Genomic DNA, 13,998 nt, shown 5'->3' with positions numbered 1-13,998 from the left:
GTTCGAAGGCCGGTCACCGGCCGCCGTTCCGGGCTGCGGCGCGGGCCCGTGTCCCGGTCGCGTACCCGGCCCCGACCGCGCTCGCGACGGCGGTGAGGGCGAGGACGGCGGCGGCGGGGTCGACGTAGCCGGGAACGTCGTCGCTGGTGTACTCGCCGCCGTCGGAGGTCTCGCAGACGAAGCCCGGCGGCAGGAAGGAGACCGCCTGGCCGAGGACGTGGCGGGCCCGCTCCTCGTGGCCGGGCGTGCGGCAGGGCGGCGCCGGCGCGGAACCGGTGCCGCCGTTCGACTCCATGACGGCGCCGGTCACGTGCAGCAGGCCCCAGGCGTAGGCCGCGAGGGCGGCCGCACCGGCGAACGCGGCGAGGGCGTGGAGCGGCGGCCCGGCACCCGGGCGGCCCCGGCACATCGGGCGGCGAGGACGCTCGCGCCGTGGCCGGTCAGGCCGGCGGCCGACACCACGGCGGCCAGGACGACCAGCAGGAGCAGCAGGAGCAGCAGGAGCACGGGGCCAGACCATCAGGCGGTGACCGCTTCGGCTGTGGCGGAAGCCGCGATTCCGGGCGTGGGGGTGTCGCAACGGATGGCCTCCGCCGCGAGTGACGGCGGGGTCCGTGGTTACTCTCGACTCCGTACGCGTCGTACGCGCGTCCGCACACGACGTATCCGCGTCGTACACCTGCCCGTGAGCGAAGAGAGCACCGTCGTGACCCACCCCTTCCTGGACCTCGCCCCGCTGAGCGCCGGCCGTTTCGCCGCGATCGAGGACCGGGTCGCGCGCCTGCTCGGCACCGGGCAGGACGTGGTGGTCATGCAGGGTGAGGCGCTGCTGCCGCTGGAGGGCGCGATCCGCGCCGCCGCCGGGCCGGGCACCGTCGCGCTGAACATCGTCACAGGGCCGTACGGGCAGACCTTCGGGAACTGGCTGCGGGACTGCGGAGCCACCGTGCACGACCTCGCCGTGCCGTTCCACACGGCCGTCTCCGCCGAGCAGGTCGGCCGTGCCCTCACCGCGCACCCGGAGATCGACTTCGTGTCCCTGGTGCACGCCGAGGCGGCGACCGGGAACACCAACCCGGTCGCGGAGATCGGCGAGGTGGTGCGGGCGCACGGCGCGCTGTTCTACCTGGACGCGGTGGCCTCCGTGGGCGCCGAGCCGGTGCTGCCGGACGCGTGGGGCGTGGACCTGTGCGTCATCGGCGCGCAGAAGGCGATGGGCGGCCCGGCCGGGGTGTCGGCGGTGTCGGTGAGCGAGCGGGCGTGGGCCCGGATGGCGGCGAACCCGGACGCTCCACGGCGGTCGTACCTGTCCCTCCTCGACTGGAAGGAGCGCTGGATCGACGGCGGGCGCAAGGCGCTGCCGCACGCGCCGGCGCAGCTGGAGATGCTCGCGCTGGAGGCGTGCGTGGAGCGCATCGAGGCGGAGGGCCCGGAGACGGTGATGGCACGGCACGCGTCCGCCGCTGCGGCCACCCGGGCCGGAGCGCTCGCGCTGGGCGGTCTGGAACCGTACGTGTACGAGGCGAGGGACGCGGCGCCGGTCGCGACGACGTTGCGGGCGCCGTCGGACGTCGACGCGTCCGCGCTGGTGGCCCGCGCCCTGGACGCCGACCCGGCGCTGCCACTGGCCGCGGGCGGGGGCGCCCTGGCCGGCGAGATGATCCGGGTCAACCACTACGGCCCGGACGCGACGCGCGGGGCCGTGCAGAGCTGTCTGGCGGCACTGGGTGCCGCGCTGGCCGATCGGGGTCTGCGGGCCGACCTGGAGGCCGGACGGCGGGCCGTGGAGGAGGCGTGGGAGCGGCCGGGCGGAGCCGGTCTTTCGGGAGGATGAATTCGAGGGAATTCCCGAAGCTCGCGCGGGCAGAAATTACGAATTCCGCTCAGCACAGCTTCCCGTATTCTTCTGCCCGCTTTTTCGGGACCTAAACACAAAGATTCCGCTACGGCGGAACCTCACATTTCGGGCACGTCTCGTCCAGGTTACCCGATTGTGACCCGATCCACATGCTGCCCGTTTTGCGGCGTACGCCCCCCAGAAATCGCCTCATATCGCCGCCGCCTCGCACGCGAGCACGCGCTCGCGTGATAACACACAACGCCTCCACACGTAACCCCTCTCGGCGATGCAATTTCGAATTTCACTGGGTAAATTTAATTTGCATGACTGCCGCGCAAGCAGACCTGCAAATCGACCGTCCGAGAGTGGCCGACGGGGCCGCGCTGTGGCGGATAGCGAGGGATTCCGAGGTCCTCGACCTGAACTCCTCGTACAGCTATCTGCTCTGGTGCCGTGACTTCGCCGCCACTTCGGCCGTCGCCCGCGACGGGCACGGCGTGCCGGTCGGCTTCGTCACCGGCTACGTACGGCCGGACAGCCCGGACACCCTGCTCGTATGGCAGGTGGCGGTGGACGAGGCGTACCGTGGTCGTAGGCTCGCTGCCTCGCTGGTCGACGGACTGGCAGCCCGGGTGGCGCGCGAGCGCGGAGTGACCACCGTGGAGACAACGATCTCCCCCGACAACACGGCGTCCCAGCGACTGTTCACCTCGTTCGCCGAGCGCCACGGCGCCCGGCTGGAGCGCGAAGTGCTGTTCGACACGGAAGTGTTCCCCGACGGGCCGCACGAGCCCGAGGTCCTGTACCGCATCGGCCCGCTGCCGGCCTCCGGCGGCTGACGCCCCTCGCCGGGCCGCCGGGCCACCCCCGCACCGTCCGGCCCCCAGACTTCCCGGCCGGGACCGCGACCGGTTCCACCGGATCCGTACGACCTTCCACTCCCACCCTCACCCCACGAGGAGCGATTTGTCGTGACCATCACCCAGCCCGACCTCAGCGTCTTCGAGACCGTCGAGTCCGAGGTGCGCAGCTACTGCCGCGGCTGGCCCACCGTCTTCGACCGTGCGGTCGGCAGCCGCATGTACGACGAGGACGGCCACGAGTACCTCGACTTCTTCGCCGGAGCGGGCTCGCTCAACTACGGGCACAACAACGCCGTCCTGAAACGCGCGCTGATCGACTACCTGGAGCGGGACGGCGTCACGCACGGTCTCGACATGTCGACCACCGCGAAGCGCCGCTTCCTGGAGACGTTCCAGAACACCATCCTGCGGCCGCGCGACCTGCCGTACAAGGTCATGTTCCCGGGCCCGACGGGCACCAACGCCGTGGAGTCCGCGCTGAAGCTGGCGCGCAAGGTGAAGGGGCGCGAGTCGATCGTGTCGTTCACCAACGCCTTCCACGGCATGTCGCTGGGCTCGCTCGCCGTGACCGGCAACGCCTTCAAGCGGGCCGGCGCCGGCGTCCCGCTGGTGCACGGCACGCCCATGCCGTTCGACAACTACTTCGACGGCACCGTCGAGGACTTCATCTGGTTCGAGCGGCTGCTCGAGGACCAGGGCTCCGGTCTGAACAAGCCGGCCGCCGTGATCGTCGAGACCGTGCAGGGCGAGGGCGGCATCAACGTCGCCCGGACCGAGTGGCTGCGCGCCCTGGCCGAGCTGTGCGAGCGCCAGGACATGCTGCTCATCGTCGACGACATCCAGATGGGCTGCGGCCGTACCGGCGCCTTCTTCTCCTTCGAGGAGGCGGGCATCACGCCGGACATCGTCACCGTCTCCAAGTCGATCAGCGGGTACGGCATGCCGATGGCGCTGACCCTGTTCAAGCCCGAGCTGGACGTCTGGGAGCCGGGCGAGCACAACGGCACCTTCCGCGGCAACAACCCGGCCTTCGTCACGGCGACCGCCACGCTGGAGGCCTACTGGGCCGACGGGTCGGCGATGGAGAAGCAGACCCGCGAGCGCGGCGAGCAGGTCGAGCAGCACATGATCGCCATCACCGAGGAGAACCTCGCCGACGTCAAGGAGTACCGGGGCCGCGGTCTGGTCTGGGGCCTGGAGTTCCACGACAAGGACCGGGCGGGTCGGGTCGCCAAGCGGGCCTTCGAGCTCGGGCTGCTCATCGAGACCTCCGGTCCCGAGAGCGAGGTCGTCAAGCTGCTGCCGGCGCTCACCATCACGTCCGACGAGCTGGACGAGGGCATGAAGACCCTGGCCCGGGCCGTGCGCGAGACCGCATGACCGGCTGACCGTCCGACGGCAGGCCCGTCCGACACCACCACCAGTGCTTCCGGCGCCTTCGGCCCGCGCGGCCGAGGGCGCCGGGGACCATTGCACACCCTTCACCTAGGAGGCATCGCAACACCGTGATCGTCCGTTCGTTCAAGGAGTTCGAAGGCACCGACCGGCACGTGAAGAGCGCGTCCGGCACATGGGAAAGCACGCGGATCGTCCTCGCCAAGGAGAAGGTCGGCTTCTCCGTGCACGAGACGATCCTGTACGCGGGTACGGAAACGTCGATGTGGTACGCCAACCACGTCGAGGCCGTCGTCTGCACCAAGGGCGACGCCGAGTTGACCGACCGCGAGACGGGGAAGACGTACCACATCACGCCGGGCACGATGTACCTCCTCGACGGCCACGAGCGTCACACGCTCAAGGTCAAGGAGGACTTCCACTGCATCTGTGTCTTCAACCCGCCCGTCACCGGACGGGAGGATCACGACGAGAACGGCGTCTACCCGCTGCTCACCGAGGAGGTGTGAGTCATCGTGACCACGACCACGAACGTCACCGATCTCTATCCCACCCGCGGCGCCACCGAGGTGGCGACTCCCCGGCAGGACCCGGTCGTCTGGGGCTCGCCCGACACGCCCGGCCCCGTCTCGGCCGGTGACCTGCAGGCGCTGGACCGCGACGGCTTTCTCGCCGTCGACCAGCTCATCGGACCGGACGAGGTCGAGGTCTACCACCGGGAGCTGGAGCGGCTCACCACCGACCCGGCCATCCGCGCGGACGAGCGCTCGATCGTGGAGCCGCAGTCCAAGGAGATCCGGTCGGTCTTCGAGGTGCACAGGATCAGCGAGGTCTTCGCCAAGCTGGTGAGCGACGAGCGGGTGGTCGGACGGGCCCGGCAGATCCTCGGCTCGGACGTCTACGTCCACCAGTCGCGGATCAACGTCAAGCCGGGCTTCGGGGCCAGCGGCTTCTACTGGCACTCGGACTTCGAGACCTGGCACGCCGAGGACGGCCTGCCGAACATGCGGACGATCTCGGTGTCGATCGCGCTCACCGAGAACTACGACACCAACGGCGGCCTGATGATCATGCCGGGGTCGCACAAGACGTTCCTCGGGTGCGCGGGGGCCACGCCGAAGGACAACTACAAGAAGTCCCTGCAGATGCAGGACGCGGGGACGCCGTCCGACGAGGCGCTGACGAAGATGGCCTCCGAGTACGGCATCAAGCTGTTCACCGGCAAGGCCGGCTCGGCGACCTGGTTCGACTGCAACTGCATGCACGGGTCGGGCGACAACATCACGCCGTTCCCGCGCAGCAACGTGTTCATCGTGTTCAACAGCGTGGAGAACACGGCGGTCGAGCCCTTCGCGGCACCGATCCGGCGGCCGGAGTTCATCGGCGCGCGGGACTTCACGCCGGTGAAGTGACCCGCGTCTGATCTCGGGCAGGGGCCTCTTCGTGTGGGACGGGAGGCCCCTGCCCGGTGCTGTCCCGGCCGGGGCCCCGACGGGGTCCCGGCCCGGCGCCGTCTCAGCCCGCCAGCACGTCCAGCAGGCGGTCGACGTCGGCCGCGGTGTTGTACACGTGGAAGGCGGCCCGCAGATTGCCCGCCCGGTCGGAGACCTGGACGCCGGCCCCGCTCAACGCGCCCTGCCGGTGGCCGAGTCCGGGCACGGACACGATCGCGGAGCCCGGCGCGGGCACCGGCTCGTGGCCGAGCGCACGCACCCCCGCGCGGAACCGGTCGGCGAGCCCGGTGTCATGGGCGTGCACGGCGTCCACGCCCAGTTCCTCGATCAGGGCCAGGGAGTGCCGGGCCCCCGTGTACGAGAACAGCGCGGGGCTCTCGTCGAAGCGGCGGGCGGAACGGGCGAGTTCCTCGACGGGGCCGTAGCAGCTGTCCCAGGGCTTCTCACCGGACGCCCACCCGGCGAACAGCGGCGTCAGCCCCGCCGCCTCGCCCAGGTCCCGCGGTACGACGAGGAAGGCGACGCCGCGGGGGCAGAGCACCCACTTGTAGCCGACGGCGGCCACGTAGTCGAAGTCGTTGGCGGCCAGCGGCAGCCACCCGCCCGACTGCGAGGCGTCGATCAGCGTCCTCGCCCCGTGCGCCCGGGCGGCGTCCCGCAGCGCGCCGAGGTCGGCGAGCCGCCCGTCGGCCGACTGCACGGAGCTGACCGCGACCAGCGCGGTGTCCGGACCCACCGACTCGGCGATCCGCTCCAGCGGCACGCTGCGCACCTTCAGGTCGCCGCGCAGGTGCAGCGGGTTCACGAGGGAGCTGAAGTCGGCCTCCGCGGTGAGGACTTCGGCGCCCGGGGGCAGCGATGCGGCGACGAGTCCACTGAACGTGGCGACGGACGCGCCGGTCGCGACCCGGGTGGCGGGCACTCCCACGAGGCGGGCGTACGCGGTCCGGGACGCCTCGACGTCGGCGAACATGTCGAGCGGCTGTCCCTGCGCCGCGGACGCCGCCGCGTCGCGCATCGCCACGAGGGTCCGGGCGGGGAGCAGGCCGGTGCTGGCGGTGTTCAGATACGTGGTCTTCGGGGCGAACTCGGTCCGGACGAGATTCTCGAAGCTCTCCATGTGACCACTGTGCGGTCCCCGGACCTCCCCGTCCATTGCGTATTTCTACGCGGTTTCTCCAAGCATCGCTTATGTAAGGCCTCTCACCTGCAGTTCGGCCGTCTCCTCAGTCCTGGGGCACCGCGCATCCGTGCGGGCCGCAGGTCCCGGCACCGCCGCCGTCGACCGGCTCCAGCGGTGTGCGCTCGCCCCACGCCCGGGTCAGCGCCCGGGTGAAGACCTCGGCGGGCTGGGCACCGGAGACGCCGTAGGCCCGGTCGAGCACGAAGAACGGCACCCCGGTGGCTCCGAGCCGGCCGGCCTCCCGCTCGTCGGCGCGGACCTCGTCGGCGTAGGCGGCGGGATCGGCGAGCACCCCGCGGGCCTCGTCCTCGCCCAGGCCGGCGGACACGGCCAGCTCCACGAGCCGCTCGTCGTCGTTGAACACGGAGCGCTCGTCGGCGAAGCTGCCCCGGTAGAACGCGTCCAGCAGCGCCTCGTGCCGGCTCCGTTCCCTGGCGAGGTGCAGCAGGCGGTGCATGTCGAAGGTGCTGCCGTGGTCGCGGCCCCGGGTGCGGTAGTCCAGGCCCTCGGCGGCGGCCTGCGCGCCGAGGCTGTCCTCACCGGCCCGCGCCTGCTCCTCGCTCATGCCGTACTCGGCGGTGAGCATCGTCAGTACCGGCTGCACGTCGTCCCTGGCCCGCCCGGGGTCCAGTTCGAAGGACCGGTGGACCACCTCGACCCCGTCGCGGTGCGGGAAGGCCGCGAGCGCCTTCTCGAAGCGGGCCTTGCCCACGTAGCACCAAGGGCAGGCTTGGACCAACGAAGCCATAACTGCTCTGACCTGGGGTTACGCGTTCGCCTCCCTCTCCCGCGCTAGCAACTCGCTCGGGAATGAAGACGGCCGCCCCAGGTGGGGAGCGGTCCGACTTCGGAGATTGGACCAAGACAGATGCACCGCGACGACTACCCCGCGCTGCGGGCCCTCGGTTTCGAGGATGACGAACTCAAAGAGCTTGGCCTTTGGGAACCGGCTATAGGCTCCCCCGCCAATCTCGCGGAGATGTACGTCCGCCGCAGCAAGAAAAAGGACTCCCTTAGTGCACTCCGCCTACAGGTCCGACGCATGTGCGATCACGGAGTAAGGGACAACAAGAAGATCCGGCACGTCTGGTTCGAGCAAAAGAGCGCAAGTAAGAGCTACATCCGGCGCGAGGAGTTCGAGAAAGCGACAGCGGCCGTCACGAACGTTGGGCTTTCCAAAGCGCTCTACGTGTACAAAACCTCTCGACTCTCCCGCCGTGGAATGGGTCAGGTCGGCCTGTTGCTGGATACGTTCGAGGAACAGGGCGCGTACATTTTCGTTGTCTCCGAAGGATTGGACTCTCGCACTTCCCGCACAGTGCTTGCCTTCCTGAGCGAACAGGCCCGAGACCAAGTTAAAGACCTTGGCGATTTCGTCAAGCTGGGAATGGATGCCCACAAGGCGGACGGTAAATGGACGGGCGGGGTAGCTCCCTACGGTCTGCGCGCCGTGAAAGGGGAAGGTCGACTAGAGCGGCACCCCGAGGAATACCCGACGGCCCGCCGAATCGCTGACTACCTGTCGGACCGAAAGACTCCGGCATGGATCGCTAGCACGCTCAACGAGGAAGGGTTGAAGACGCGCCACGGTCGCAACTGGCAGGCAACCGGGATTATCGCGCTTGCCCATGCTGTGACTTGGGCCGGTCTCGTGGCACAGCGAGAAAGGATTCTCGACAAGAACGGTCAATGGACCGGCAAGTATCACCGTGGCGGAACTCCCCTGCTAGACAAGAACGGCGAACCGATTTCGTGCGGCGAAGGTGTTATCACGTTCGCTGAACACGTCAAGATCAAAAGCATTCTCGCAAGTCGCGCACGGAAGAACGGGCCGGTGGGAAACCGGGCGCGCGGAAAGCGCGAGGTATCCAATCTCCTGTCAAGCAACATGCACTGTGGTCGCTGCGAATCAATTCAAGTATGCAGCGGACCCGCTTACCGCTGCTACGCGCGAACTAACGAGGGGCCCCACATCTGCGAAGGTGTTTCCATCGGGCGCGAGAGGGCCGATGACGCCGTGACGCAAGCATGGTTCGGACACATTCTGAGCCTGTCCCCCGAGTCAGCCACGCTGCACGAGATCGCCCGCGAATGGCTGGCCTACAAGGACCCGGAAAAGGAAGCACGCAAGGCACAGGTAACGGCAGCTCTTGAATCGGCAGTGGGCCGAGAGCTGAAACTCAACAAGGAATTCTTCGTTCTCGGCCGAATGACGGAAGAGATGTTCGACAGCATGCGCGTACAGGTGGGCGAACAGATCACAGCGCTAAAGGCCGAGCTTGCCGAACTGACGCGGGAAGCAGACCTCTCCCCACTCATGGACCCCGAGGCACTTGCCGCGCTCTGGAACGGAGCCGGTATCGCCGGACAGCGGGCGCTACTGCGGGCCGCGCTCACAGAAAAGGGAATCACTCTGCTGCCGTCCGAGGGACGGGGGTATCGGGTGCCCGCCATTGACCGATTGGAGTTCCATTGGCGGGAGGCCAGCGACCCGGCATGGGACACAGCGTTTGAAGCGGGCGTGAAGCAGACGGAGAGGACTCGGGAGCGCACCGCCTAGACGGCCGCGTAAGCCACCTAGAGAGGCCCGGCGGGGAATGTTCCTGCCGGGCCTTTCGCGCACCCACAGACGACCACGCAGCGACTTGAACGAACGGCCAGCACCAACGGTGAACCTCCCGCTTCCCGACAACGCCCCCAGGAGGCCGCAGGCAGCCGCCTGAGCGCCCTTCCTCCGCACGCTGACCCGGAGTGCCGGGCGATCCCGAATAGGCCGTCAGTCGACCCACGATAAGTCGTAGCCAACACATTACACACAGTCACATTGGGGGCGGCGGCCGGATGCGCAAGCCACTCGATCTCTGTTCTCCGAGGGCAGCGAGCGGCGCTATCTCAACCGACGTCCGCTGAGGTAACCGCGCTCGCTGTCCCTCCCATGGCACCGGCCGAGGTCGCTTACGGCACCACCCCGGAACGTTCCGGGGTGCGCAAGCCGCACGATCTCTGATCCTCGGATACGCCAATAGGAGAAAACAACGAGGAGGAATCGCGGTGCCGATCACGAACACCCTTGACCTTGAAGCGCTCAGCGCTCGGATGGATGCATGGGCCGACGAACCCCGGAGTAAGCGGGGCCGTCTCGTCCGAGTCTTCCGCGCCAACCTTGGCAACTCGCCCGATCTACAGGCGGCCCGCCTTGCGCTGCTGATCGGGTACGCCGAGAAGACCGCCTAAACGTTCTGTCGCTCCCTCCCGGAGAAACCCCCGTCCCCTCTCGGCGGGGGTTTTCTTCGGCTCCCTTTAGTGGACTTTCGGGGAAACGGAGCGAGATGCGAACACCCTTTAGAGGACTTGCGCGGAATTCCGCGCGATCCAGACCGCCCCTTAGTGGACTTGGGAGGAAACCCTGCATGACCGAACAGACAAACCAGGGACTTACGTGGAACGGCCGAGCCAACGAGCGCCACTTTTCCCGAATTCGCATGGCTCTCCAGCGGACCGAGGCGGCGGCATGGGAGGCGATCAGCACGGAACACCCTAAGACCGAGACTGCTCACGCATACGCGCGTCTTGCGCTGGCCCTGGTGGACGAAATCCTGTTCCCGGTTAACCGCTGCGCCGGTCCTGACTGCGTGACACCCGTAGAGGACAAGGGCATTGGGCGTCCGGCCCTGTATTGCTCGGATCGCTGCAAGTACCGCGCTGCGTACGCGAGGAAGCGACAGCAGGCACAGCGGGAGGGCTGAGCCGATCTCTTCTTTTCCTTAGTTTTCTCACCTTGTTACGTAATGAAATGTGTATGTCCCTAGCAAGGTAGGTCCACTAAGGAATCCCTAGGGCAACCCAAAGTGCTGCTCTCAAACGACACTCGACACACCTAGAGGAAATCCCGCTAAATGACGTACTACCCATGGGAAGCCATGGACGGCCGCTGTGTCGTTTGCAACGGTCCGCTATCCGGCCGACAGGAGATCCTGTGTTCCCCTCGCTGCCGTAAGGCTCGGCAGCGCGCAGCCCTACTCACTCGCGATGAGTTCTGGGATCGGTTGGCCGGGCGGGACTGCGCTTGCTGCGGGGACGCGTTCGACCCGAGGAACGGCCGACAGCGCTTCTGTTCGCCCAACTGCGCCGATGCCGACAAGCGGGCCGAGGAAGATGCGCGCTGGGATGCCGTCTGCGAACTGAACGACTGCGGGAACAACACCGGATGGAATGGCGTCGGCCGTCCGCGCCGGTATTGCTGCGACGCTCACAAGGTAAAGGCGTCACGCCTCCGTAAGGTCGCTGAGAGCCCGCCTGCGGGCCGTTGAGACACTGTCCGGCCTCTCTGGTCATTGGCGCGGAGATAGGTGCCCTGAGGGGCGCTGGAGTCTTTCCAATGAGGTCCGGCCGGCTCGGGTATCAATGCGGTAACAGAATTCCACCCGTGCGCATTATTGCGAGGCTTTCGTCATTTCAGCGCAAGCAACACGATCTCTGATTGGAGACGGTCCAAGTGGCCGTCACCTCGGTTGCTCTCGGTGGTCACCGTGAGGCCGGTCGTACTCTCCTGCGGCCGGTCTCGCATCCACACCACACCGGAACGTTCCGGGGTGATCGCAAACCGTCCTGCGGCTGTCACCCGCAATCCCCTTAATTCTTCGGCAAGTTGAAGTGCCGCGCGCATATAGCGGCGGACTCCTTGCCGGTGGGCCCCCTTGCCCGCTGTGGTCTGTGACAGAGACCCGGCGCGCGAGGGGGCCCTTTTGCGTATCCGAGAGGGCTACCTAATGACCGCTCACGACATGACCACACCGGGGGCGGGATCGAACTCCCGTCTCAACAGTGCGCGAATGCAGCAGGGATCTACCGATAATGCCGACCGCCTACTAGCTGAGCGTCGCGCTGGTTCCTCCGCTGTGGGCTATGCCGACGTTTACGAGGAGCGCGCCGCTCGCAAGGAGGCAGAACAGCGCGAGCTAGAGGCATACCGGGCTGAGCAAAAGGCCGAGGTCGAGCGACGCACGCGCGAGGAAATGGGCGCACGCTGGGAGGCCGAGGAGGGGCACACCGTCGATCTCAATTCCAGTCTTACCGACCAACTAACCGCAGCACGTGATAGCCGCGACGAATTCATGCGGCGCACCGGGGGCGAGGAACTAGCGGCCCGCATTACCGCTGGCACCTTCCACCCCTGGACCCGATAACCAAACCGAGGATATAACCCAATGCCCGAGATCACCACACCCGAAGACCTGCTAACCCCGGACATCGAATTCATGATGCGCAACCGGCGTCATGGGGCCCTAGCGCCAAAGGTGGCCGATGAACGGTGGCAGTCCCTACAGGCTGTTGCCAGCGAGATGGACCGGCTAATGAGCTGTTCTATGAGCGGTCCGAGAATGCCGAGGATGCCCGCCTAGAGGCCGTCGCCGCACATGCCCGCGCTGCGGATTCCGGCAAGGCCGTCCCCGCTGGCATGGGTGCAAAGGTGCAGGATGCCAAGCTGGCCGTAGACGGCGCGCTTTCCGCTTTCCGTGCCAACCTGCCCAGACTGTCGGCGGCACGAAAGGCGTATGACGCGCTGTTCGATGACCGCGCATTCGTCACGGAATATCGCGCGTCTGTGGCGGCCGAATTCCTCAAGCGGCGTGACGCTGCGGTGAAGGCATTCAAGTCGCTTGACGCGCAGATTCCGGCCCTGGCCGAGCTATACACGCTACTCGGTGACTTCACGCTAAACAGCCTGCTTGGCGACACTGTCCGTGATGTTGAGTTCAACGGCTCCAATCTGGAGGACGGCGCGGTATTCACCGGAAATGCCGACAGTTGGGCAGCGCCAAAGCTGGCCGGAGCCCTGAACGAGGTTCGCCGGTACGTGCTAAGCGACGACCCAATCAAGGGCGGCACGCTGCTAACCGAGGATCTGGGCACCATTGCTGCTGCCCTCCCCGAGCTAGCAGAGCAGCGTTTCGAGGAATGGCAGGACGACCTAGCAGCGTCGGCCCCAATGCAGATGCGCAACGCACATCCTTGGGCCCTATAGGGCGAGTTGAAGCGGGGTCGGCCCGGAATCCGCCACCGGCCCCGCTCGCTGCTGAGAGGACACGCCCTATGGCATGGAAGACAAGTAATCGGCGTGAGCGACTGCCTGACAATTGGCCGACGCTCCGCCGTCGAGTGATTCGCCGTGACGGGGGTGTCTGTGTGGCCGTCCTACTCGACACCGGCCAGCGCTGCGGGGAGTACGGGTCAGACGTAGACCACATCATCCCCGGTGACAATCACGACCTGAGTAACCTCCAACTGCTGTGCCGGTGGCATCACATGCGTAAGACACAACGAGAGTCAGCAGCAGCGCGAGCAATGCGGCCCCGGCCACAAACGCACGTCCCCAGGGTGGAGCGTCGGGAGGCTATTCCCGACCCTTGGTGACGCAGGCATTCAGGCTGTAATCACGCATCGAATTTCCTGCGCATTGCACGTTGCGTAACGGTACTCGCCGTCACCGAGAAGGGCCGAAGGGGTGGGGGGCAACCCCCTTGAAGGGTCTATACGGATCGCTAGCGTATAGCACCTCAACCCGTGTACAAGTTTTCAAGTCGCCCAAGCACTCTTGGACCGCAGTTGAACGCGGATTGTGACCACTATCTAGATCACTCTCAGCACACACCAGACTGGAACGTTACGGGGTGGTCGAGGAGGAAAAGCGAATGCCTGATTACCTTGCCTGTCGTCGGCCCGGTTGCGGGCAGGAACGACCACCGCGACAGCGACCAACCGGCGGTCGTTACGCCTATTGCCGTATCTCGTGCCGTCGCTGGCATCGAGCCTTTGTGGGGTTCAGTGGAAACGGAGCGGCACCCGGACGAGACAGCGCAACCGACGCTGTTCTATTCGCTGGCTTGCTCGCGCTCGATCTGGATTCCGAGGCGGGCCCGGTGCTGCGTGAGCTATTTGATGTGTACGGGAAGGCATCATGAAACCGACTCGCGTTGTCCTCGGACCGAATGGCTGGGAACCCTCGGACGCACCGGCCCGCCCCGGATTCTTCGCCTACCGATTCCCGCGCATCCTGCCCATTGTCCGGCTCGCTGATGAGTCCGGCGAAATCCAACTACCGGGCCGCGTACGTCTCCACGGACACCCCCGGAACTGCGGGAAACGGTGACTGGACTTACCCAGCTAACCTCGATTCTTCAGAGGTCGTGAGTGCCTGACCGGGTCGTCGCTTCGCCCTGTTTGTCCTGTGTGATCGCGGGCGGGGCCTTCGCGTGTCGCTGC

General features: G+C 66.9%; 13 protein-coding genes. 10 read left to right on the top strand and 3 right to left on the bottom strand.

Features of this window, described 5'->3' with window-relative positions; all coding sequences use genetic code 11:
- Positions 1 to 13 precede the first annotated feature (13 nt).
- Entirely contained in the window at positions 14 to 409 is a 396-nt protein-coding gene (locus ACGFYH_RS27430) for a hypothetical protein (RefSeq protein WP_393805843.1), read from the bottom strand.
- Between the two features lie 297 nt (positions 410 to 706).
- On the opposite strand from ACGFYH_RS27430, the gene ACGFYH_RS27425 reads away from it, so the two are divergent.
- The 5 genes from ACGFYH_RS27425 (at position 707) to thpD (ending at position 5,510) form a co-directional block, all read left to right on the top strand.
- Positions 707 to 1,834: a pyridoxal-phosphate-dependent aminotransferase family protein gene (locus ACGFYH_RS27425; protein WP_393805918.1), complete on the top strand. Its 1,128-nt coding sequence runs from the start codon at positions 707 to 709 to the stop codon at positions 1,832 to 1,834.
- A gap of 329 nt (positions 1,835 to 2,163) precedes the next feature.
- The gene (gene ectA / locus ACGFYH_RS27420; RefSeq protein ID WP_393805842.1) at positions 2,164 to 2,679 is read left to right on the top strand and encodes a diaminobutyrate acetyltransferase; all 516 of its coding nucleotides are present in this window, start codon (positions 2,164 to 2,166) and stop codon (positions 2,677 to 2,679) included.
- Positions 2,680 to 2,811: 132 nt separating this feature from the next.
- Positions 2,812 to 4,083, top strand: a complete 1,272-nt coding sequence (gene ectB, locus ACGFYH_RS27415) for a diaminobutyrate--2-oxoglutarate transaminase (RefSeq protein WP_393805841.1) — start codon at positions 2,812 to 2,814, stop codon at positions 4,081 to 4,083.
- Between the two features lie 125 nt (positions 4,084 to 4,208).
- Positions 4,209 to 4,607 carry an ectoine synthase gene (locus ACGFYH_RS27410; RefSeq protein ID WP_393805840.1) on the top strand — a complete coding sequence of 133 codons (399 nt, stop codon included), beginning with the start codon at positions 4,209 to 4,211 and terminating at the stop codon, positions 4,605 to 4,607.
- 3 nt (positions 4,608 to 4,610) lie between these two features.
- Positions 4,611 to 5,510 (top strand): ectoine hydroxylase, encoded by a 900-nt coding sequence (gene thpD, locus ACGFYH_RS27405; RefSeq protein WP_393805917.1) that lies wholly within the window; start codon positions 4,611 to 4,613, stop codon positions 5,508 to 5,510.
- Between the two features lie 103 nt (positions 5,511 to 5,613).
- Here thpD and ACGFYH_RS27400 read toward each other — a convergent pair whose 3' ends face one another.
- Both ACGFYH_RS27400 and ACGFYH_RS27395 read right to left on the bottom strand, forming a co-directional pair.
- Positions 5,614 to 6,708, bottom strand: coding sequence for an aminotransferase class V-fold PLP-dependent enzyme (locus tag ACGFYH_RS27400; protein ID WP_393805839.1), 1,095 nt, complete (start codon positions 6,706 to 6,708; stop codon positions 5,614 to 5,616).
- 70 nt (positions 6,709 to 6,778) lie between these two features.
- The gene (locus tag ACGFYH_RS27395; protein WP_393805838.1) at positions 6,779 to 7,483 is read right to left on the bottom strand and encodes a DsbA family oxidoreductase; all 705 of its coding nucleotides are present in this window, start codon (positions 7,481 to 7,483) and stop codon (positions 6,779 to 6,781) included.
- A gap of 120 nt (positions 7,484 to 7,603) precedes the next feature.
- On the opposite strand from ACGFYH_RS27395, the gene ACGFYH_RS27390 reads away from it, so the two are divergent.
- The 5 genes from ACGFYH_RS27390 (at position 7,604) to ACGFYH_RS27370 (ending at position 12,760) form a co-directional block, all read left to right on the top strand.
- Positions 7,604 to 9,295, top strand: coding sequence for a recombinase family protein (locus tag ACGFYH_RS27390; protein WP_393805837.1), 1,692 nt, complete (start codon positions 7,604 to 7,606; stop codon positions 9,293 to 9,295).
- A 491-nt stretch (positions 9,296 to 9,786) separates the two neighbouring features.
- Complete coding sequence (locus ACGFYH_RS27385) at positions 9,787 to 9,969, top strand: hypothetical protein (RefSeq protein WP_393805836.1); 183 nt, start codon at positions 9,787 to 9,789, stop codon at positions 9,967 to 9,969.
- A 176-nt stretch (positions 9,970 to 10,145) separates the two neighbouring features.
- Positions 10,146 to 10,481 carry a hypothetical protein gene (locus tag ACGFYH_RS27380; RefSeq protein ID WP_393805835.1) on the top strand — a complete coding sequence of 112 codons (336 nt, stop codon included), beginning with the start codon at positions 10,146 to 10,148 and terminating at the stop codon, positions 10,479 to 10,481.
- 1,086 nt (positions 10,482 to 11,567) lie between these two features.
- A complete protein-coding gene (locus tag ACGFYH_RS27375; protein WP_393805834.1) occupies positions 11,568 to 11,921 on the top strand; it encodes a hypothetical protein in 354 nt (117 codons plus the stop codon).
- 284 nt (positions 11,922 to 12,205) lie between these two features.
- Entirely contained in the window at positions 12,206 to 12,760 is a 555-nt protein-coding gene (locus ACGFYH_RS27370) for a hypothetical protein (protein ID WP_393805833.1), read from the top strand.
- Positions 12,761 to 13,998 lie beyond the last annotated feature (1,238 nt).

Origin of the sequence: Streptomyces sp. NPDC048392 (assembly GCF_043200575.1) — a bacterium.
Taxonomy (GTDB): Bacteria; Actinomycetota; Actinomycetes; order Streptomycetales; family Streptomycetaceae; genus Streptomyces.
Note: the sequence above shows the minus strand (reverse complement) of the source record. Positions and strands in the feature narration are given on the sequence as shown.

Coding starts and splice junctions, on each gene's coding strand:
- ectA (WP_393805842.1), top strand. CDS start 2,164: ATGACTGCCGCGCAAGCAGACCTGCAAATCGACCGTCCGAGAGTGGCC.
- ACGFYH_RS27380 (WP_393805835.1), top strand. CDS start 10,146: ATGACCGAACAGACAAACCAGGGACTTACGTGGAACGGCCGAGCCAAC.
- ACGFYH_RS27400 (WP_393805839.1), bottom strand. CDS start 6,708: ATGGACGGGGAGGTCCGGGGACCGCACAGTGGTCACATGGAGAGCTTC.
- ACGFYH_RS27375 (WP_393805834.1), top strand. CDS start 11,568: ATGCAGCAGGGATCTACCGATAATGCCGACCGCCTACTAGCTGAGCGT.
- ACGFYH_RS27390 (WP_393805837.1), top strand. CDS start 7,604: ATGCACCGCGACGACTACCCCGCGCTGCGGGCCCTCGGTTTCGAGGAT.
- ACGFYH_RS27395 (WP_393805838.1), bottom strand. CDS start 7,483: ATGGCTTCGTTGGTCCAAGCCTGCCCTTGGTGCTACGTGGGCAAGGCC.
- ACGFYH_RS27430 (WP_393805843.1), bottom strand. CDS start 409: ATGTGCCGGGGCCGCCCGGGTGCCGGGCCGCCGCTCCACGCCCTCGCC.